Source organism: uncultured Bradyrhizobium sp. (assembly GCF_947648125.1).
Classification (GTDB): Bacteria; Pseudomonadota; Alphaproteobacteria; order Rhizobiales; family Xanthobacteraceae; genus Bradyrhizobium.
Genome location: NZ_CANSMR010000001.1, coordinates 403,979 through 424,053, shown reverse-complemented (window position 1 = coordinate 424,053; position 20,075 = coordinate 403,979). Strand labels below are relative to the sequence as shown.

Genomic DNA, 20,075 nt, shown 5'->3' with positions numbered 1-20,075 from the left:
ACCTCCCGGCGCACACGTCGTGCACACGCCGCCTTCTGACCACTCGGAAAACTTGAACTCTCTGTCCAATCCATCATGGGCAAGTTTGAGCTAACTCTGCCAAATGAGCTCCAAGGAGGCCGTATGAATATCTGAGCCGCCGGTTCGAGCGGGATGACGCTTCGGACAAAACGCCATCCCGCCGCGTGCTCACGCCGGAATGGGGGTGAAGGGAGAGTCATAGGCGACATTGCTGTGACCAATGCCAGTGGTCCGTATATTCATGCCGTCATCCAAAAGGACGGTCGGCTCCTTGTAGTCCGGCTGAAAGTGCACTTCGGTGAGCTGGCCACCGCTGACGGCGTCCAACTCGTCGTCCAGAAGAACTCGCTTGAGGCAGTTGCTCATGATCTCTCTCCGTTTGTGAGGTGGCCTCGTCGGCCGGTTTACAGTTCCACTGTCGTACTTGTGCCGCGGAAAGCGCCGGGCGTCGGGGCCATGCGGCGAAGGTCATTCATCACACTGCGCTATTGGCTTGGATTTGTTCCCGACCTCCGGTCTCTTCAGCGACACGACATCAGTAGCTCGAGGCGCCGAGGCGCTCCGTGATGCCGATCACAATTCGCAAGACCGTCCTGCGTGGTGCGCTTACCGTTCGTCGAACCGGCGACGCGATTTCCTTCGCCGAACTGCGGCCGGGGAACGCCGCAGTCGTACGATCAACGCTGTAGGCGCTGGTCGCAGTCTCTTCTCAGCCCACACGACTCACATGAGTCCGCGTCATCCACTTGCGTGGCGCATCAGCAGTTCGGCAATGCGGCTGTCGGCGCGACGGAGCCGCCGACAAAGCTCGCGATTGATGTTCTGCATCACGATCACATAGGCGTGGATGTCGGCCCTGTAGTACGTATAGAGGCTTCGGGCCGTGAGCTCGTACAATACGGCCGAGCTCTGCGCGACGACGGACGCTGATCGGTTCTGCATTTCGATGAGCGTCATTTCGCCGAAAAAATCACCAGGTCCGAGATCCGCCATCCGAATGACGCGCCCCGAATCCCCGAGTTTGCCCACCAGGAGCTCGCCGGAATGAACAACGAACATTGAGCGCCCCGGTTCTCCTTCCGTTACGATGGTGGCGCCGACGTCGAAGCGGCGCTCGACCAGCATTGAGATCAGGAGATCGAGGCTCGCGTCTCCGAGGCCACCGAAGAAAGGTGTGGAGAGCAAGAACGCTTTCAGATCGGGCGAGCTGACAGCCATCGGCCAAATATACTCCCGCGCCCAGCGGCGGCAAGCGGACCAGGCTCTACGGGACGTGCGTACGCTCGCAGTCGAACCTTGTGACGCGCATCACGGTCGATCTGAGCCAAATGACTATCGTGCTGCCCACGGATCGAGAGGGGACCGTCCTTCCCGAACACCTACATCAGGAGACAGCCATGAACCTGGAGTTTGAAATTCGCGAAATCTCGATCGAAACCCTCGATAATGTCGTCGGGGGCAAGAGCGGAGACGGCTCCGGCACGGGCACCGGTACCGGCCATGGCGGCGGCGGCCTCGTCCGAATTGTCAGGCCGATCGTCGAGCCGATTGTCGACGCGCTCGGAAGCGTGCTCGGAGCACTGGGTCACATCTTCTGATCGCCGGCCATGTCGACTCTCCAATAGAGGCCGCTCCATTGGCGACCTCTTTTCTTTCCGGATCAGGAAGAATGATGCACGAGGCCGAGCTACTCCTTCAATCGCGCGATCGGCCTCGGCACGCATCTTCACAGACGTTCGCGAATGGAACTAAGGATTCCGGTCGTCGTATCGATGACCTTCAACGCCTCCTGTGCCTTTTCAAGCCCCACCGGATATCTGGCACACTGCTCGGACAATTGGACCAGCCGCTTCCTCTCGCCGATGAGAATGACGCTGGTTTTCTCAACCGCAAACTTGACGACGCCTCGCAACGGGTTGTCGTCGCCGACGTCAGTCAGGTCCTTCTCCATCGTGATCAGGTATTCGTAGCTGGCGAGTTCGTCGGAGATCTGCAGGAGCTCACGGATCGTCGAGTTGATGCAGCCAGCGTCTCCGCTCGGTACATCCGGGCGCTTTATGGCTTCGACGAGATCGTTCATCAGCCTCGCAAACAGCGGCCTCAGGCCCTCCGCCTGCTTGAGGTCGCTCTCGGACAGGACGCCGGCCCGTGAAACGGAGGACCATAGCAGGCCCACCGCAAGGCTCGCCGCAAGCATCACATGCCGTGCGTGCGCTGCAAACAGCCGCTTTGCGTTGCCGATCACCATGCGCATTCAAGCCCTGACGCCGGTTCCGCGCGGGCGTTTGTTGTTACCACGTCCGTTCTATGCGATGATCCCGGCATATTCATTCAATCAGTTGAACGCTTTGCGTGCAGATATGTCGGCCTCGGACACGCTCGGACAACCGGAGAATAGGAGGGCGACCCCCGAGCCGCAACGGGCATTTCGCGCCGCGGCACTCGACCGTGCGGCCTCTCCCGAGCAGCTTGATCATCTTGTCGTCGTCACCAGGCCCGCCGACTGGATTATCACGCTGGTGATCCTCGTTGCGGTGGCGGCCGCGTTGGTGTGGGGCATTTTCGGACGCGTGCCCTCCCGCGTCTCCGGCGAGGGAATCCTGATCAGCAATGGCGGCAACGTGGTCGACGCGGTATCCGCTGCTGCCGGCCGGCTCCAATCCGTTGCCGTCACGGTCGGCGACCACGTCGAGCTGGGTCAGCCGATCGCCCAGATCGTTCAGACCGACATCGAACAGAAGCACAAGTCGGCGGTCGAAGTGCTCCAAGAGCGCCAGCACGAATACGCCGACCTCAAATCGAAGGTAGCGAGCGAACTCGCCGCCAAGAGCCAGAACTTCGAGAAGCTGGAAGCCGCACTTGAACAGGTCATCAAGGCGACGGGCCAGCGCGTCGATTATCTTTCGGTCGACGTCAAGAACCTCGAAGGTTTGCTCGCGAAGGGCTACACGACGCGGCGCAATCTGGAGGAGCGGCGACAGGAATTGACCGATGCGCAGCAACGCCGCATCGACGCGCAGAACGAGATCCTGAAGCTCAGGTCGCAAAAGACGGATCTCGAGACGCAGCGCGAGCGCGAGATCCAGCAGTCCGAATTCACCCTGAACGAAGCGCGACGGCAGATGCATGCGGTCGCGGAGCAATTGAGCCAGAACACTCAGGTGCTTAGTCCGATTGAAGGGCGCGTCCTCGAGGTGAAGATCTCCCCCGGCTCCGTGCTCTCCGTCGGGATGCCGGTGGTCCAGATCGAAAGCGAAGGCAAGAAGCTCCAGGCCGTCGTCTACATCCCGGCCGAACATGGCAAGCAGATCAAGCCGGGAATGCAGGTTCATCTCGAGCCGAGCACCATCAAGCGCGAAGAGTTCGGCATGATGCTGGGTACTGTCTTGAACGTCTCCGACTTCCCGATGACGCCTCAAGGCATCAGCGCGGTGCTGCACAATGAAAGCCTGGTGTCCCGCTTCTCCCACAATGGCGCGCCGTATGCCGCCGAGGTGGCGCTTCAAGAGGATGCTTCCACTGCGACGGGCTATCGCTGGGCCGTGGGCAAGGGCCCGGACGCTCATTTGACGAGCGGGACCCTGGCGCGCGCGGAAATCACGACTCGGCGGCAACGACCGCTCGATCTGGTGATCCCCTTGATCAGGCATCTCACGGGAATTGATGGGTAGGCCCTCTCCTCACTCGGCCCGGGAAAGCCCGCAGCAGGGAAGCCGCATGCCAGAACTGTTGCGCAAGAAGGTAAAGCGGACGCCCATCATCCTGCAGATGGAGGCGGTCGAATGCGGCGCTGCGGCGCTCGCGATCATCCTCGCCTATCACGGCGCCTGGATTTCCCTGGAGCAGCTTCGCATCGCCTGCGGCGTGTCGCGGGACGGCAGCAAGGCTAGCAATATCGTCAGGGCAGCGCGCCGCTATGGCCTTGTCGCAAGGGGTTATAGCGTCGAGCCCCCGGCGCTGGCCCAGATTCCGAAGCCCTGCATCATCCACTGGAACTTCAATCACTTTGTGGTCCTGGAGGGCATCAAGGGCGAGCATGCCTACATCAACGATCCCGCGACCGGCCGCAGGCGCATCAGCATGGCCGAACTCGATCTCGCCTTCACCGGGGTCGTGTTGGCCTTCGAGTGCGGCGAAGAGTTCAAAAAGGTCGGCAGCAAGCCGAACGGGATCGGCCTGCTGCTGCGTGAGTTGCGTTACTCTCGGGTGGGGGTTGCCCTGCTGGTGATCGTAAGCATCGCGCTCGTCGTGCCCAATATCCTTGCCGCCGGCTTTTCCAAGATATTTGTCGACGACATCCTGATCCAGCACAACAATGGCTGGCTCATGCCGCTCCTGATCGGAATGGCATTGACGGCGGCCTGTCGCGCCATGCTGGTCGCGGTTCGTCAGTCGGTCCTGCTGCGGCTGCAGGCCAAGCTCTCCGTCGTCATGACCAGCCGTTTCCTTTGGCGTCTGATGGCGCTGCCGCTGGAATTCTTCACCCAGCGCCATGCCGGCGATGTTGCGAGCCGCGTCGCGTCCAACGAGCAGGTGGCCCGGCTTTTGTCCGGCGGCGTCACGATGAACGCGCTCAGCCTGACGTCGGTGCTGCTGTTCGGTGCCGCGATGGCGGTCTACGATGTCAGCCTCACGCTGCTGTGCGCCGCGATCTCCCTCCTCAACGTGCTCCTGCTGCGCCTGGTTGCAGCACCGCGGCAAGACCTCAGCTACCGGCTCGCGGTCGAACAAGGCAAGCTCCTGGGCGCCACCGTGGGCATGGTGCGCACCATCGAGACCATCAAGGCGAGCGGCCTGGAGGACGATGCCTTCGGCAAATGGGCAGGCCTTCAGGCCAACAATTTGAATGCCGAGCAGAAGCTTGGCGTGTCGGCCATCATCCTGGACATGGTGCCGACGCTGCTCTCGGGCCTGATGGTCGCCGCGATCCTCGGCCTCGGTGGCTTGAGGGTCATCCAGGGCTCGCTGACGCTCGGCAGCCTGGTTGCGTTCCAGTCCCTGGCGGCGAACTTCTCCGAACCCTTCGCCAATCTCGTCAACTATTTCGGCGGCCTGCAGACCATCAAGGGAGCGCTCGAACGGCTCGAGGATATCTACAAATACCCCCTCCGCCCCGCGTCACTGCGCGACTCGGCCAATGATTTTCCGCCAAAACTCGCCGGCAGGGTCGAGCTTTGCAACGTCAACTTCGGCTATTCGGTCCTCGAGCCGCCGCTGCTGGCCGATCTGTCGCTCGTGATACCTGCGGGATCTCGCGTGGCGCTTGTCGGCGTCTCCGGCAGCGGCAAGTCGACGCTCGGCAAGCTGATCTGCGGACTGTACGAGCCGTGGTCGGGGGAAATTCTCTTCGAACGATGGAAACTGGCGGACCTCCCGCCCGAAGAGTTCGCAAATTCCGTCTCTTATGTCGACCAGGACATCTTTCTGTTCGAGGGAAGCGCGCGAGACAATCTGACCCTTTGGGATTCGACGGTCGACGAGCGCGATCTGATCGCCGCCGCCAGGGATGCGCTGATCCATCATGATCTTGCCGCGCGCCCCGGAAACTACGACTGCCACGTCAATGAGGGCGGCAGCAATTTCAGCGGCGGTCAACGCCAGCGTATCGAGATCGCCCGAGCGCTGGTCTGCAATCCATCCATTCTCGTGCTGGATGAGGCAACCGCCGCCCTCGATCCGATCACGGAAAAGGCCATCGACGACAATTTGCGGCGCCGGGGCTGCACCTGCATCATCATCGCGCACCGGCTGAGCACGGTGCGCGACTGCGACGAAATCATCGTGCTGGAGCGTGGCCGGATCGTGGAACGCGGCACCCATGAACAACTCGTCGCACTCCAGGGCGCTTATGCAAGGCTCGTGGCAAGCGAATGAGTGACCCTCTCGCCAAGGATGAGTTTGCGACCGTAAGGCCAATTGCGGCCCCCGGCTCTCGCCGCGTGGCGATCGATCCACGCCATCCCATTCTCCTCGACGAACGCGATCAGGTGCTGGAGGTGAGTGCCGGTCACGTCGATATCTTCGCCGTCGAGACCGGGGGCGTCCGCCATCATCTGTTTCGATGTGAGGTGGGTGAAATCATCCTGGATCTGCATGCCGCCTGCGAAAGATCGGCGAGCCGGCTGCAGATCGTCGCAGTCGGCGGGCCCGACGCCGAGATCATCGCGGTTTCGCGAAGCGAGATCGCTTCTTCCGACCGCATGTCCGGCTGGATTACGCAGCTGTGCATGCTCGCGGCCGGCTCGACCCGATCAGACAACAGTCCCGAATTGATCGGCGGCGAGGCGAGAGACCTGCAGCCGGGCGCGCGTAGTTGCGGCCCACGGCGGAGCATCGTCTGGGCCCGCATCGAAGCTGGCAGCGTAAAACCGCTGAACCTCGACCTCGAACTCGAAGCCGGAGATCTTCCCATCCCGCTCACGGCGGGGTTCTGGCTCGACGCGGGAGCACGCGGCTGCAGGATCGTGGCGGAGGCGGCCGCGCTCGAAGCGCCGCTGGTCTGGCCCGCGATCGACCTTTTTCACGCGGTTGTTGTCGCCAGTCTGGAACGGTCGCTTGGACGCAATCTGACGCTCGAACGGCAGCGGCTCGCCAGGCGAACCGAATTGACCCACGCGCGGACGCTCGATGCCTTCGAGCGCCTGTCCGAGGTCGTCTCCAGGCCAGCCGATCGTACCCAATTCGAACCGGATGCCGCCGATCCCCTGCTCTCCAGTTGCCGGATCGTCGCAGAGGCTCTGGGAAGCTCGATTGCACACTCCAGCCGAACCCGACCCGCAGGCCAGAGCTTCGGCGACATTCTGGAGGTCGCGCGTGCATCCCGATTGCGAATTCGCCGAGTGCAGCTGCGCGATCGCTGGTGGAAATCCGACGCCGGCCCCCTGTTGGGGTGGCATGGGCCGGAAAGCGACCCGGTCGCCCTGATCCGCGACCGGCGCGGCCGGTACATGATGGTCGATTCGAAGCAAGGACGGCGACACTCGGTCAGCCGCTCGGTCGCAAACGATTTGGCTCCGGAGGCCGTTAGCTTCTACAAGGCCCTGCCGGCACACCCGCTTCGCTATCGTGATCTGTTGTCATTCGCAACGGGAAGCCTGGCCGGCAGCATCGTCCGCATGGGGCTTGCGATCATCGCCATCGGACTGCTGTCGCTGATACCGCCGCTCGTGACCAACCTGCTGGTCAATTCGGTGATCCCTCGCACCGAGATCGACCAGCTCGTCGTTTGCGCGGCGGCGCTCTCCGTCACCGCGATAGCCATGGCAAGCCTGCAGGGGATGCAGGGAATGGTCACGCTCAGGCTCGAAGGCCTGCTCGACTACAAGCTCCAGGCTGCCCTCATCGATCGCTTGCTAAGGCTGCCCGCTTCCCTGTTTCGCGACCACACGACAGGCGATCTGGTCAACCGCTCGATGGGCATCGAGGCGGCGCGCCAGATCTTCACCGGACGTACCTTGCGGGGCTTCACGTCTGCTCTGTTCGGCCTCTTCAGCATTGGGCTCATGTTCTACTATGACCTCAGGCTCGGCAGCATCGCGCTCCTGATGATCGTGCTAAGGGCAGCGGCGATCGTCGCAACCAGCGCCGTGCGGATCTACTACGAGAGCAAGCACTTCAACCAGCAGGGCAAGGTCAGCGGGTTCGTCCTGCAACTGATCGCGGGCGTCAGCAAGCTTCGCGTGGCGAACGCCGCGGCGCGCGCGCTGGCCCGATGGTCGGAACAGTTTGCGACGCAGAAGCGCTACTTCATCGCCTCGCAACGGGCAGCCAACGTTCTGACGGTGTTCGAGACGGCCTTCCCGATGCTGGCGACGTTGAGCATTTTCGCGATCGCCTCGCGTACCAACAGTCAGCTCCTGACCAATCTCGGCGCCTTTCTTGGCTTCCTCGCCGCATTCGGGCAGACCGCGGCGGCCGTCGGCAACTGGGCCTCGAGCATGAGTGAATCGCTCGTGGCGATTCCACACCTCACCCGCATGAAGCCGATTCTCTTCACCGCGGCCGAGATAGCGGAAGATCGACGGGCGCCGGGAGATCTGTCGGGCGAGATCGAGTTTTCCGGCGTCACCTTCCGCTATATCGAGGGCGGACCGAAGATTCTCGAGGACATCACCCTACGCATTCCGAGAGGGGAATACGTGGCGATTGTCGGTCCGTCGAGCAGCGGAAAATCGTCGCTGTTGCGCCTACTGCTTGGCTTCGAGCGGCCGGAAGCCGGGACCATCTTCTATGACGGCAAGGCGCTGAACACGATCGAGGTCAACGGCGTGCGCCGCCAGCTCGGGGTCGTGCTGCAGGACACCAAGCTGGCAACAGGCAGCATTTACGAAAACATCTGCGGCGGCGTCGAACTGACGCTGGACAAGGCATGGGAGGCTGCAAGGCTGGCGGCGCTCGACGCCGATATCAGGCAGATGCCGATGGGCATGCACACGCTGGTTGCTGAAGGGATCAACACGCTCTCCGGCGGACAGCGTCAGCGGGTGTTGATCGCCCGCGCACTGGCGCGTTCTCCGCGCATCCTCGTGTTCGACGAGGCGACCAGCGCACTCGACAACCAGACCCAGGCGATCGTGGGCACCTCGTTGCGGCAGCTGAGCATAACGCGAATTGTCATTGCCCACCGCCTCAGCACCATCCGCCATGCCGACCGCATCGTGATGTTGTCGGGCGGCAAGATCGTGCAATCCGGAAGCTATGGCGAGCTCATCAATGGAGCGGGACCGTTTGAAGAATTCGCGCGCCGGCAAATGGTCGGATAGGCTGGCTCGCGCGGTTACGGCAATCTGATCCGGCGCACGAAGGTGCCGCGCGCCGAAGACCTTGGGCAGCAATGGGCCAGCGAGTTAAGCGCCCATGAGACCGGCGGCATCGCCAAAGCGCTAGCTGATGCTGCTGATCTTGCCGTTTACATCAAAGGTGAAAGTTATTCCCAAAACCGTGAAATAGCCACCTCGTGCGTCGATGACATCTTTGCTCACGTAGTTCGGGTCGGTTTTCATTCCGCCGCACACCGTATCGAGTTCGTCAGCGTTCAACTCCTGAAACGCGTCTTTCATGGCAGCCTCCGATTGTCTGTGACTTTGCAAAGTCGTCACCTATACGCGTCCAGCGGATGTCAACCCGCCATCAACACGTGATGTTAGCTGCCTTGATGTGTTGCCCAACCGCGCACGCCACCCACAGGTGGCCGCGGCCACCCGACACCTTGGATAGTTCTTCTTCGCTAAGCTCGGATTTGACATCATAGAATTCTTCGGTGCGCTTGATCGTTTCTTCCACGTCGGTTTTGCCGTTGCTCATGGCGTGATCCTCTTCTTTCGAATTGCATCAGTATGATGCTCTGCGCTCACGCGGATGTGGCCAAGGTCACGTTGCCGGGTCACAGGCCTTAGGAGTGTGCAGAGCCGCGATCCATTTCCGTTACGACATCTAGGCCAAGAGGTAGGTGACGGATGTCACAGTATGCCCGCCTGCGATGAGGCATATTGGCTCCGAAGTGACGGGACGCCCGGCACTCGATCCAACCACGCCCGGGAGGAATGCGATGACCACGATTAATCTTCGGAACCAGACGTCTATCGATCATTTCGAAACAGAGGTCCTCTCGCTCGAGCGACTGGAACAGGTGAGCGGCGGCCGTGGCGGCGAGGTCGTTATCATCGGCTGCACGACGCGCCCGCCCCTTGGAGGCTATCCGCCGGGCACCATCACATGGAATCCTTGGATCGGTCAGCCCTACCCGCAGCCGATCTGATCAGGGCGGGCTAACGACCCGTGGTCTTCCCTGTCCTGCACCAGCGTCGCACTCGTCCGTTAGCCGCCGCTTTGCTGCAGCCTCACTCTCCAAAGCTCCGGCCTGCAGCGCAGGAGTGACGCTTTCCACCTCCGACAAGCGATACTCGCCCTTGCTCCCCTGCCTTCGAACATTTTGATCGTGCACGTGCGCCAACCGGAGACGGATCCGCTCACTTCAGAAGGCTCGCTTACATTGGCCGTTACTAGATTTTTTTTGGCTCTGCCGGTGCACACGTCGTGCACGCGCCATCTTCCAACCGATTGAAGGCCTTGAACTCTCGCTCCAATCCATCATGGGCCAGTTTGGGCTAGCTCCAGCTACCGATGTCCAATTCGATCCAATCAGAGATAGTGTCATCTCACCAATGACTGAACAGAAGACCGCCCTTTCCTCCCTGCCCGCGACCGATCACACCGCCGCAGGGTCGAGTAGAGGCGTCGATTGCTCGACGCCCCCCTCACAGATCCGGACGTGCAGCTTTCCCGCATCCGGCTCCGCTGACGAGTAACTTGATTCGGCCATTTGGTGACGCCAGTCGCGTACATGCCCAATCGGTATCGGGAAGACCTTCAGGATCGCGTTGAACCGCTCCCACGACCGCTTCGGCCGTTGGCTTCGTCGTAGCAGGACCCGCAGCCACGCCTTCGTTACCTGAAGACGGAAGCGACGGAGGCAGGTGCTATTGCCAGAGATGCCGAAGTAGGCGTAGTGCCCGCGCGGCACCGCAGCCAGCCACCTGTGCTGGTCGCGGAGCCGTTAGTGCATCCGTCACTAGAGGAGCTGAAGTTGCAGAGTCGGGGAAGCAGCGAAATTTGCACTGGCCAGGATCGACATACCGTCAGCGGCGATGGAGAAGGATTTCGACGTGTAGTGCCGGCAGTGAGTGAGATTTCTTTGAGGTGGGTTGCCGGGGCGAGATCTGAAGCGATGTCAAGGTTCGCGAGGTCTGCCGGACGAAAAGCGGAACCTTCGGCGGAGGAACAAAGGGCCACTCAGCTCAGCGTTCACAACCGTGTAGCGTATGAGATCGTGAGCAATCGTAGTTTGGCGTGGAAAGTCGTGGGGTCACGAGGGGACGAATCGCCTCCCGGACAATCCAATTCTGATTCTTCAGCAAACGGTACCCTGTGGCGACGAGCAGAACAGACTGTCCGTTCTGCTCGCCCTGATATCCTATTCTACGACGAGCACGTAATCGACCTGTACCAGCGGATCAGCGCGCTGTATCGAATGGGGTGAAGATACAAAAACAAAGGGAAAGTCGCACAGCAATCTGGCTGCACCACGTCCTTCCGCAAAAAAACGTCGCACGAGACCCATTTTGTTCTCGACGACCACGCCGCGAAGGTCTTGGAAAATAAGGATTTTCCTTTGGTGGGCGCACCAGGGCTCGAACCTGGGACCCGCTGATTAAGAGGCGAATGATTTCTCTGTAAGATCAAGGGCCATTCCGACAAACGCCTCGTTGAAGGTGCATTGAACCCACAATTGGATTTCCATTTGTCGGAATGGCGCGGTAGCAAATACGCGCACCTCGCGAGAACCTACAAGATGAAGCGTCGGGGGTTCGGGTCAGGAGACCGCTACCGCCTTTCCACACTCGGCGGACCTACGTTACTTGCTTCAATCCACCGCATGAAAAAGCCGTGCTTCTCCAAGCGGGCCAAGTTGCGCTGACGACGCCGAATGCTGAAGGATCAACAGACACTCGGAGCGAAGCCGCGCCAACCAGTCGAAGACAGGGCGTCCTCAGCAGCCCCAGCCGCTGGCTAGTCGCCAATCGCAAGCCGACCGAATCGCCGATCACGAACTGCTCTTCATCGATGCCGTCGCGTACATGGATATTCGATCGCCGCTGCTCGGCAACCGTTGTCTGAAACTGCGGCTTGCGGCCGTTCTGCGGGTAGTCGCGGCACATGAACAGATGGGCGCAACGCTCGGCGCTTATCCACAATAGGATCAGGTCGGGCGGCAAAATAGAACGTTATTATGACCGTCGCCGAGAAAGACGAAACGCGAGAACCATCCGTCGATCCCGAAAGCGTGATCAGCGTCCAGACCTCGCGCCGAAGTTAGCACCGAAGGACGCCTGCTTAGTTCTGCGGCGCAGGACCCTGGCGCCGCCGCCATTACGATGCGTCTACGGGGCAGCGAGCGACAGCTCTCAGCTCGCGTTCCATCTTGGCACGTGTGACGACCGACAGTCGCGAGGCCAGTTCGGCCAGAGCGCCCTGCGCTTCGTTGGGCAAACGCTCGATCAATTCCGCATTCAGAGGTGAAAAGCCACTTAATGCGCCGCAGATGCCGGCGGCCATGCAGGCAACCGTATCGGCATCGCGGCCAAAATTGGCGCCGAGGGCGGCGGCCAACCGGGGATCGCCCCCGGCAAGACGGACGATCGCCAGTGCAGCGGGGACCGTTTCGCGGCTGTCGCAGGCGATTTGCCGACGGAATTTGGCGTGATAGCGCTCGCGGAACATCTTGTAGTCGGCCGCCTCGCCGGCAAGCTCGAGCGCGGCTGCGATCAGCGACAGCATTTCCTTGCCACTCCAGGGCTTCAGGTGAGCCGTCGACGCTTTCAGGACCGACTCGACCGTCGACTCCGGCATCAGTGCCTCGGCCACGGCGGCGGCGATTGCCGCCGCCCCATCCTGGCAGAACGCGAGGTCCGTGACGTGGAGCAGGCTCGCGATCTCCATGGCCTGCGCCGCCGCCGCGCGCGGATTTCCGGCATTGACGATTCCAACCGGTGCGATCGCCATCGCGGCGCTCGAGCTCGGCATCGTACCCTCGGCAATCGTGCGCGGCGCATAGCCGTGGCGCAACTTGGCGGCCGCATGCAGCACGGACGGGAAGAAACGACCGACCTTGCTGCCGAAGATCAAATCGTGCCGATCACGCCACTCCTCGGCCCAATGATCGGCGTCGGCATACCCGCCGGTCCGGATGAGCGCGGATGCGATCAAGTCGCGCATGATCGTGTCGTCGGTTCCGTCACCCTCGAACGAATTCACCCAGCCGAAGCGCCGCTCGATCTCGGCCGGCTCGAGATTCTCGGTCGGCGTTCCCATGGCGTCGCCGATCACGCCGAACGTCAAGCAAGCCAGAACGTGGGTCTCAAACCGGCTGGAGGTGCTGGCTTGCATGTCGGCTCCTTAAAGCGGGGAAATATCGACGGCCTTCGTCGAGATCGACCCGGTATCGACGACAAGTCCGACCGCGCCACCGAGCAGCGGCAGCCTGCCTTCGTCGCGAACCGAAAACACCTGACGACCGTCGATGAAGGCCAGGATCTCCACGTCATGCAGCCGAAGCTCAAGGGCGTATGGCCGGTCGACGTCCCAGGCGAAACGGTTGCTGGCGAGAACCGTCTCCTCGTGGTCGCGCCTGAGCAGCGTGACGCGGCCTCCGTCGACCGCGTCGAACATCAGCGCGTAGTAGCGCTCGCGCCCTTGCAGGCGGGCCGCGAGACCCCAACGCCTGGCGAGCAGCGGCGTGATCACTGAGCTGACGCGGTAGTCACGCCACTCCCGCGAACCCTGCGAGACGAAACCGATGCCTTCACCATTGGTGACGCGCAATCCTTCCCAGCGGGTCTGAAACTGGCTCGCGCCGTTCACCCAGGCATGCTTCCACATCGTGCTCAGATTATCGTCCGGCCGATAGAGCCTGGCCTCCGGCGCGCCGGACCAGGTCAGATAATCGAGGAAGACCGTGCCATCCGCGCCAAGCGGGTCTTCGGTTTCAAGTTCGAGCCCGATCTCGAAGATCGGATATCCGCCGGTATCGGGAATCCGCCAGGTCAGGACGGCATCCTGACCTGGCTGCAATGGCAGCCGGTCGCCGAAGATCGGGGCGAGTTCATCGCGCTCGTCATAGACGCTGGCGTAGAGACGCACGGAAACGTCTCTGACGCTTGAACCAGCCTCGACCCTGGCTTCGACAAGCTGTCCGGAATGCAACGTCGGACAGGCCAGCAGCTGGTAGATCGGCATCGTGAAGACGTCCTTGTCGAAGAACGTTGGCGTCGCCACGCGCGCGACCCGTCCGCGCGCGAGACGTCGAAAGCCGACGGCGAGGCAGCGATGCCCGTCTTGGCTGTGCCCCTCCACGTTGCCGACCTGCAATGGATGCAGGCTGGCGGCCTCCCCTGACTTCGCACAAAATCCTTGCAGGCTACCCGGGAAATCGAAGTTGAAGCGCGCACCGTTCTTCGGCCGCGCGGGCGGGTTCGATCCCACCAGCCTGTGGCCCGCCTCGATCAACGCATTGGCCTCGATCACGGCATCGGTGATCGAAGCGCCGCCATCCGCCGTCGAGATGTACATCCTGTCTGCGATCGGCGCACGAAAGTCGGGTCCGGCGTCGATGCCCGCAAGACCCGTCCTGATGCCGAACAGGCACCCGACATTGCCGGCATTGCAATCGGTGTCCCAGCCGGCGGTGTTGGCGATGCGCATCGCGTCCTGGAAGCTGTCGGCGCCGTAGAGTGTCGCGAGGATGACAAGGGCGTGATTGGGCACGACGTGGCAATTGCCACTGAACTTGTCGTAGCCATAGCGCCCGGCGATCAGCGCCCGCGTGCGTTCCCAGTCGTTGCCATTGTCACCCGCATGCCATGCGCGCACGTCATCGACCACGCGCCGGATCAAGCAATCGGCGGGAACGAATCCGAGGCCGATGTCGACCAGCTTCTGAACGTCCGCTTCGACGAATGCCTGCGCCTCCATCGCGGCCAGCAGCCTGGCTGCATGCACCGCCTCGCCATCGTGGCTGACGCGGGCCGCCTGCTCGGCGAGATAAGCCGCCTGTTCGGGATTGCCGGGGCTCACCATCGCCCAGCCATCGATGAATATCTGTCCGCCGATCTGCTCGGCGACGGTCTTGCCGTTCAGCTCGACCGAACCGCTGCGCGGAGCCGGTATTCCGGACTTCAGCCTCAGATACGCCGTATGTTCCGTCGAATTGCCGATGCCGCCCCACCACAGGACCGAACGGTCCTCGACGATGTAGTTGAGCCAGCCGTTCCCGATCTGCTGCGACGTCAGCCGCTCGGGAAAGCCGCAGTCGGCAAGCGTCCGCGGAAAGGCGAAAGTGCCCGAAACGTCGTCGTCGGTGACGACGAGATGGTGCGACCGCAATGCAACGTCACGGCGCTCGTTGACATAGTAGTTGATCGGACCGAGCTCCTGCATGATCCGATCATAGGTCCAGCCCTCGAACGGGCGCCCGAGATAGACGCCGATCAACTTGCCGAGCACGCCCGCGTAGACCCGTTCGGCATAACCACCTGGTATCGTCGGCACGTCGCACTCCCTTCGTCCGCAGCCTCAAGCCGACGAACGTGTCATGACTTCAAACTTCAACTCGCGGCTCTGGCCGCGGGAATTCAAGCCGCCCGGCTGCAACCGCTCGAGCAGCGTGCGTGCCGCGAGCGCACCGAGATCGAATTCGGGCTGCCGGACCGTCGTCAAGCCCAGGAGCTTGGCGGCTGGAATATCGTCGAAGCCGGCGATCGCGATATCGTCCGGAACCGACAGACCAGCGCTTCGCGCGCTGACCATCGCACCGATCGCCAGCATGTCGTTGGCACAGAACACCGCAGTGGGTCGGTCTCGGCCTCGCGCCAGGATCTCGCTCATGGCGCGCGCGCCCGACTCCTCCGAATAGCGGCTGTCAGTCACCACATCCGGCACGAGACCGGCTGCGCGCATCACCGCGGCATAGCCGAGTGCCCGCTGCCGGCTCGGCCCGACCTCGGCGAGGATCATGGCGATCCGCCGATGTCCCCGCTCGATCAGATATCTCGTCATGGCGGCCGATGCCTCCGCGTTGTCGATGTAGACGCTGTCGATCGGCAAATCGCCGGCCGCCTTGTACCGGCTCTCGAGGCGAACGATCGGGACACTCTGTCCGGCAAGCGTCGACAGTTGCGGAACACGCAGGTGAAAGAACGTGCCGACGACGCCATCCGCACGGCCCTGCAACAACCAGCTGACGGCGCGCGCCTCCCCTTCTTCACGGCCATCGGTATCGAACATCAGCACGTCGTAACCGGCAGGCGCCGCCACCGATTGCACGCCCCGCACGAGTCCCGGATAGAACGGGTTGGTGATGTCCGGCACGACGCAGGCGAGCGCCATCGTGCGGGCGCGGCGCAGCATCCGTGCGGGATGGTGCGGCTGATACCCCATTTCACCGGCGAATTTGAGAATGCGCGCGCGCGTCGCATCGGGGACGGACGGCGTCTCAGACTTGTTGAGCACCAGCGACACGGCAGCCTGCGAGACGCCGGCCGCCAACGCAATGTCTTTCTGCGTCGTGCGCGGATTGAAGCGCTCGCCGCCTCCGCCGCTCCGCGGTGTTTGTGTTGACGATCTCATCTCTTTTAATTATACGTATTACTAATGGAATATCAACAATCATAATTCCTCCGTCCCGGGAAAGAGGAAGCGCCGCCATGCCAGTAACCCGACGCCAAATCGTTGCCGCCCTGCCCGCCGCCGCTGTCGCGGCCAGCCTGCCTCGCGTGCCCGCACGGGCACAGGACGGACGCAAGGTGGTGACGTTCTGGTTCGCGCAGGCCAACTCCGATGGCCAGACGGCGCTGCGCAACGACCTCGTCGATGCATTCAACGCCTCACAAGACAAATATCTGCTTCAGCTCGAGGTCAAAGGCGCTGCGGTCAACAATCTGCTGAAGGTCGCACTGCTTGCCGGCAACGGACCCGACATCGTGCAGACGTCAGGCCCCTCCTATCTCACGGCGATCGCCAATGCCGGCCAGTTGCTGCCGCTCGATGATCTTGCGGCGCGCTACAAATGGAAGGAGCGCTTCCTGCCGGCGCTGCTCAATACCGGCGTTTATGGCGACAAGCTCTACGCCCTGCCGCGCGACTACGAATCCATGCACTTGTTCTACAACAAGCAGGTGTTCAGCCAGAACGGCTGGAAGGTTCCGACCAATCGCGCCGAAACCGAAGCCCTCGCGGACGCGGCCCTCGCCAAGGGCATCACGCCGTTCAGCGCCGGCAACGCGGACTGGAAGGGCGTCAACGAGTGGCTGATGACAGTGTTCTTCAACAATGTCGCCGGTCCCGACAATGTCCGCAGGGCACTCAGCGGCGAGTTGCCGTGGACGGCGCCCCCCTTCGTCGAAGCCGTCGAACTCGCCAAGGCCTGGTACAACAAGGGCTACTTCGGAAAGAACTATTTCTCCCTCACCAACGAGCAGAGCTTTCTGCAGGTGGTGAACGGCAAGGCAGCCATGGCAATGAACGGCACCTGGTCGTTCGGCACCAAGTCCTTCGGCATGTCGAAGCCCGATACGGTGATGGACGTGGTACCGATCCCCGGCCTGAGCGACAGGGTGACTGAGCCGCTCTCGCATCTTGCATGCGGCGCCACGCTTTCGATCGCGAAGACTTCGCAGAACGCTGAAGGCGCGGCAGCCGTGTTCGAGTTCATGCTGTCGCGGCAGTTCTACCAAAGCATGAATCGCGATTGGCCGGGCAAATGGGCGCTGCCGGTGAAGGATCTTCCCCCCGATCTGTTGCAAGGCATCGGATATCCCCTGTTCGAGAAGACCATCGCCAGCCTGCATGAGGCGTTCAGCAAGGGACGGTTCGGCTTCACGACATGGACGTTCTGGCCGAACGCCGCGAACAGCTATGTCACGGAGGGTATCGAGCAGGTTTGGCTCAACCGGATCACCGCCGACGGCTATCTCAACCGCTTGCAGACCGTGTTTGCCGAGGAACTCAAGGCAGGCAGGGTGCCCCCACTCCCTCCCCGCACAGCGTGAGCGACAGAATGTGGTTGTTTGCGCTTCCCGCACTGCTGATCAACGTTTGCATCATCCTGATTCCCGGCCTTCTCACGCTGATGGCAGCGTTCTTCGTCTGGGACGGCGTGGGCACGCCGGCATGGGCGGGGCTCGCGAATTTCCACAGCTTGTTCGACGATCCCGTGTTCTGGACCGCGCTGACCAACAACTTCATCTGGACCGCAATCTTTCTGATCGTGCCGATGTGCCTCGCGCTGGTCATGGCGGCCGCGCTGATGATGGTTCCTTCGTCGCGCATCGTCGTGCAATGCATTATCTTCCTGCCCCGGATTCTCGCCGCCGCCGTCACCGGCCGGGTCTTCCAAGGCATGATCTTCAGCCCGGTCACCGGACTGGTGGGATGGCTGAACGGGCATGGCCTTTCCATCTCGGATCCGCTCGCCGATCCTGACCGCTCGCTCTATGCGGTCGCGGCCGTCGACATCTGGCATTGGTGGGGCTTTCTCGCAGTCGTGTATTTCGCAGCCATGCGGCAGATCAGCGTCGATCAGATCGAGGCGGCCCGTCTCGACGGTGCCGGCTTTTTCGCACTGCTGCGTTATGTCCTGCTGCCCGGCATTCGGCCGACGCTCGTGCTGATGATGATCCTCACCGTGATATGGTCATTCCAGGTCTTCGAGTTCATCTACATCGTGACCCAGGGAGGTCCTGCCAACGGCAGCGAGGTGCTCGCCACACTCGCATATCGCAACGCGTTCTTCGCAGGCGATATCGGCAAGGCGACGGCGGCGGCCTGCGTGATGAGTCTCTTCGGCCTGTGCGCGACGTCGGTTTATCTCTGGCTGCAAACCCGCGACAGTGCCAGCGCAGCATGACCGAGAGCCGCCTGAACCGGACGCTCTGCCTGATCCTGATCGGCGTGGCGTCATTCGCCTCCCTGCTGCCCATCGTGCTCGCGGTGATGAATGCACTGAAGACAACCGTGGAAATCAGCACAAACCCACTGGCGCCCCCTCGCCAATTGCACTGGGAGAATTTCACCTCAGCCTGGAACAATGCGGCGCTCGGCCCCAGCCTGTTGCACACCGCCGAAGTCGCCGCCCTCACCATCGTCATGGTTTGCGCCACGGCGGCACCTTGCGCCTACGTCCTGGCACGGCAGCGAGGACGAGGCTTCCGGCTCCTCACGTTCTATTTCATGGCCTCGATCACCATCCCGGTGCAGCTCTATCTCTATCCGCTGTATTTCATCTTCGCCAAGCTCGGACTGGTCAACTCGATCCCGGCAGTAGCGCTGATCTATACGGCGATGTTCTCGCCGTTCTCGATCTTCCTCCTGCGTACCTATGTGGTCTCGATCCCCTACGCGCTGGAAGAGGCGTCGGAGGTGGACGGCGCGACTGCCTGGCAGAAGTTTTACTACGTCGTCCTGCCGATGATGCGGCCTGGACTTCTGACCGTTGCGATTATCGTCGGCCTCAATGCCTGGAATGAATTCGTGATCGCAGTCACGTTCTTGCAGAACGACAGCAATGTCACGGCGATCGTGAAGTTCTACAATCTGACTGGACAGTATTCGACGGATTGGGGTGAGATGCTGGCTGCAGCAGTGATCATAGTGTTGCCGGTCGTACTGGCTTTTGTGCTGCTGCAACGTCGCTTCATCGACGGCATGACAGCCGGCGCGGTCAAGTCATAGATGCTTCTTCGCGGGCTCGACGGCTTCTTCAGCCGCGTGTGATCTTCGCGTAGCAGATGGTCTCGGAAATCCAAGAGTGTCTCCGAGACTACCGGATCGCACCAATAGAGGGATAACGGCTCTGCACATTATTCCCTCCAGTAGTTCGAGTGGTGGCTAAAGCGGCTTGGCGCTTATCATGCAGCCCACAGAGAGGCAGGGCTTGTTGGATCGATTGCTCCATCCGTGATTGGTTCCACGCACCACGACGGAATCCCCCTGCTTCATCAGCACCTCTTCCGCGTCCGTGACCAGATACATTTCGCCGTACACAATGGCGATGCAATCAAGCGTATCCGTGCGATGCATGCTGGGATGACGTTCAAGATCCGCTTCGGTCGGAGGGTACTTCTGCTTGACCATTCGGTGAAGTTCGCTAACTCGTTCCTTCTGCTTTTGGCGATCCTCCATGTCAGGCCAGATTTCAAGCATGCGGAATAACATTCCGCCTTCGGGCGGCTCTCGCAACTGGCGACCGTCCGCTTGATCTCCGGTCAACGTGTTATCGACCGGAATCTGATCGCTGCCCCATAATGTGGCTCGCCAAAAATGCCCTTCTTCTGATTGGACATTATTCGGCGTGTCCATCAGAACCGCTGACTTTCCCTCGCTATTCAGCCCCACTACATACCGCTTAAACCTGGACATGGCTTCTCCTGAACGCTCCGTGTTGTGCCTAAGTTACGAGGGGAAGGGCTGGGATAAGCAGCAATTTGGGTACCATCCAATCA

The 20,075-nt window shown here is 61.6% G+C and carries 17 protein-coding genes; 8 read left to right on the top strand and 9 right to left on the bottom strand.

Features of this window, described 5'->3' with window-relative positions; all coding sequences use genetic code 11:
• Positions 1–189: 189 nt before the first annotated feature.
• A complete protein-coding gene (locus Q0030_RS02020) occupies positions 190–387 on the bottom strand; it encodes a hypothetical protein (protein ID WP_298362686.1) in 198 nt (65 codons plus the stop codon).
• 372 nt (positions 388–759) lie between these two features.
• A complete protein-coding gene (locus Q0030_RS02015) occupies positions 760–1,239 on the bottom strand; it encodes a cyclic nucleotide-binding domain-containing protein (RefSeq protein ID WP_298362683.1) in 480 nt (159 codons plus the stop codon).
• Positions 1,240–1,418: 179 nt separating this feature from the next.
• Between Q0030_RS02015 and Q0030_RS02010 the strand changes: the two genes are divergently transcribed.
• Positions 1,419–1,619 (top strand): hypothetical protein, encoded by a 201-nt coding sequence (locus tag Q0030_RS02010; RefSeq protein ID WP_298362680.1) that lies wholly within the window; start codon positions 1,419–1,421, stop codon positions 1,617–1,619.
• A 128-nt stretch (positions 1,620–1,747) separates the two neighbouring features.
• On the opposite strand, the gene Q0030_RS02005 is transcribed toward Q0030_RS02010, so the two are convergent.
• Complete coding sequence (locus tag Q0030_RS02005; RefSeq protein ID WP_298362677.1) at positions 1,748–2,275, bottom strand: hypothetical protein; 528 nt, start codon at positions 2,273–2,275, stop codon at positions 1,748–1,750.
• Here Q0030_RS02005 and Q0030_RS02000 point away from each other — a divergent pair.
• From Q0030_RS02000 to Q0030_RS01990, 3 genes are read left to right on the top strand one after another with little or no spacing between them, the layout of a single operon-like run.
• Complete coding sequence (locus Q0030_RS02000; protein ID WP_298362672.1) at positions 2,268–3,692, top strand: NHLP bacteriocin system secretion protein; 1,425 nt, start codon at positions 2,268–2,270, stop codon at positions 3,690–3,692. The genes Q0030_RS02005 and Q0030_RS02000 overlap by 8 nt on opposite strands.
• Before the next feature lie 46 nt (positions 3,693–3,738).
• Positions 3,739–5,895 (top strand): NHLP family bacteriocin export ABC transporter peptidase/permease/ATPase subunit, encoded by a 2,157-nt coding sequence (locus Q0030_RS01995; protein WP_298362669.1) that lies wholly within the window; start codon positions 3,739–3,741, stop codon positions 5,893–5,895.
• Positions 5,892–8,783 carry an NHLP bacteriocin export ABC transporter permease/ATPase subunit gene (locus Q0030_RS01990; RefSeq protein ID WP_298362667.1) on the top strand — a complete coding sequence of 964 codons (2,892 nt, stop codon included), beginning with the start codon at positions 5,892–5,894 and terminating at the stop codon, positions 8,781–8,783. The genes Q0030_RS01995 and Q0030_RS01990 overlap by 4 nt, the downstream gene beginning before the upstream one ends.
• A 120-nt stretch (positions 8,784–8,903) precedes the next feature.
• On the opposite strand, the gene Q0030_RS01985 is transcribed toward Q0030_RS01990, so the two are convergent.
• Together Q0030_RS01985 and Q0030_RS01980 are read right to left on the bottom strand one after the other, a co-directional pair.
• Positions 8,904–9,080, bottom strand: coding sequence for a hypothetical protein (locus tag Q0030_RS01985; RefSeq protein ID WP_298362664.1), 177 nt, complete (start codon positions 9,078–9,080; stop codon positions 8,904–8,906).
• Positions 9,081–9,150: 70 nt separating this feature from the next.
• Positions 9,151–9,324 (bottom strand): bacteriocin, encoded by a 174-nt coding sequence (locus Q0030_RS01980; protein ID WP_298362661.1) that lies wholly within the window; start codon positions 9,322–9,324, stop codon positions 9,151–9,153.
• Between the two features lie 244 nt (positions 9,325–9,568).
• On the opposite strand from Q0030_RS01980, the gene Q0030_RS01975 reads away from it, so the two are divergent.
• Positions 9,569–9,778, top strand: coding sequence for a hypothetical protein (locus tag Q0030_RS01975; protein WP_298362658.1), 210 nt, complete (start codon positions 9,569–9,571; stop codon positions 9,776–9,778).
• 2,171 nt (positions 9,779–11,949) lie between these two features.
• Here Q0030_RS01975 and Q0030_RS01965 read toward each other — a convergent pair.
• The 3 genes from Q0030_RS01965 to Q0030_RS01955 are packed head-to-tail and all read right to left on the bottom strand — an operon-like array spanning position 11,950 to position 16,203.
• Entirely contained in the window at positions 11,950–12,966 is a 1,017-nt protein-coding gene (locus Q0030_RS01965) for an ADP-ribosylglycohydrolase family protein (RefSeq protein ID WP_363323418.1), read from the bottom strand.
• Positions 12,967–12,975: 9 nt separating this feature from the next.
• On the bottom strand, positions 12,976–15,126 hold the full coding sequence (locus Q0030_RS01960; protein WP_298362652.1) for an ADP-ribosylglycohydrolase family protein: 2,151 nt from the start codon (positions 15,124–15,126) through the stop codon (positions 12,976–12,978).
• 24 nt (positions 15,127–15,150) lie between these two features.
• Positions 15,151–16,203: a LacI family DNA-binding transcriptional regulator gene (locus Q0030_RS01955; protein WP_298362649.1), complete on the bottom strand. Its 1,053-nt coding sequence runs from the start codon at positions 16,201–16,203 to the stop codon at positions 15,151–15,153.
• A gap of 77 nt (positions 16,204–16,280) precedes the next feature.
• Between Q0030_RS01955 and Q0030_RS01950 the strand changes: the two genes are divergently transcribed.
• The 3 genes from Q0030_RS01950 to Q0030_RS01940 are packed head-to-tail and all read left to right on the top strand — an operon-like array spanning position 16,281 to position 19,305.
• On the top strand, positions 16,281–17,624 hold the full coding sequence (locus Q0030_RS01950) for an extracellular solute-binding protein (RefSeq protein WP_298362647.1): 1,344 nt from the start codon (positions 16,281–16,283) through the stop codon (positions 17,622–17,624).
• Positions 17,625–17,632: 8 nt separating this feature from the next.
• Positions 17,633–18,481 (top strand): sugar ABC transporter permease, encoded by an 849-nt coding sequence (locus Q0030_RS01945; protein ID WP_298362644.1) that lies wholly within the window; start codon positions 17,633–17,635, stop codon positions 18,479–18,481.
• Positions 18,478–19,305 (top strand): carbohydrate ABC transporter permease, encoded by an 828-nt coding sequence (locus Q0030_RS01940; protein ID WP_298362641.1) that lies wholly within the window; start codon positions 18,478–18,480, stop codon positions 19,303–19,305. The genes Q0030_RS01945 and Q0030_RS01940 overlap by 4 nt, the downstream gene beginning before the upstream one ends.
• Positions 19,306–19,461: 156 nt before the next feature.
• Here Q0030_RS01940 and Q0030_RS01935 read toward each other — a convergent pair whose 3' ends face one another.
• On the bottom strand, positions 19,462–19,992 hold the full coding sequence (locus tag Q0030_RS01935) for a cupin domain-containing protein (RefSeq protein ID WP_298362638.1): 531 nt from the start codon (positions 19,990–19,992) through the stop codon (positions 19,462–19,464).
• Positions 19,993–20,075: the final 83 nt, after the last annotated feature.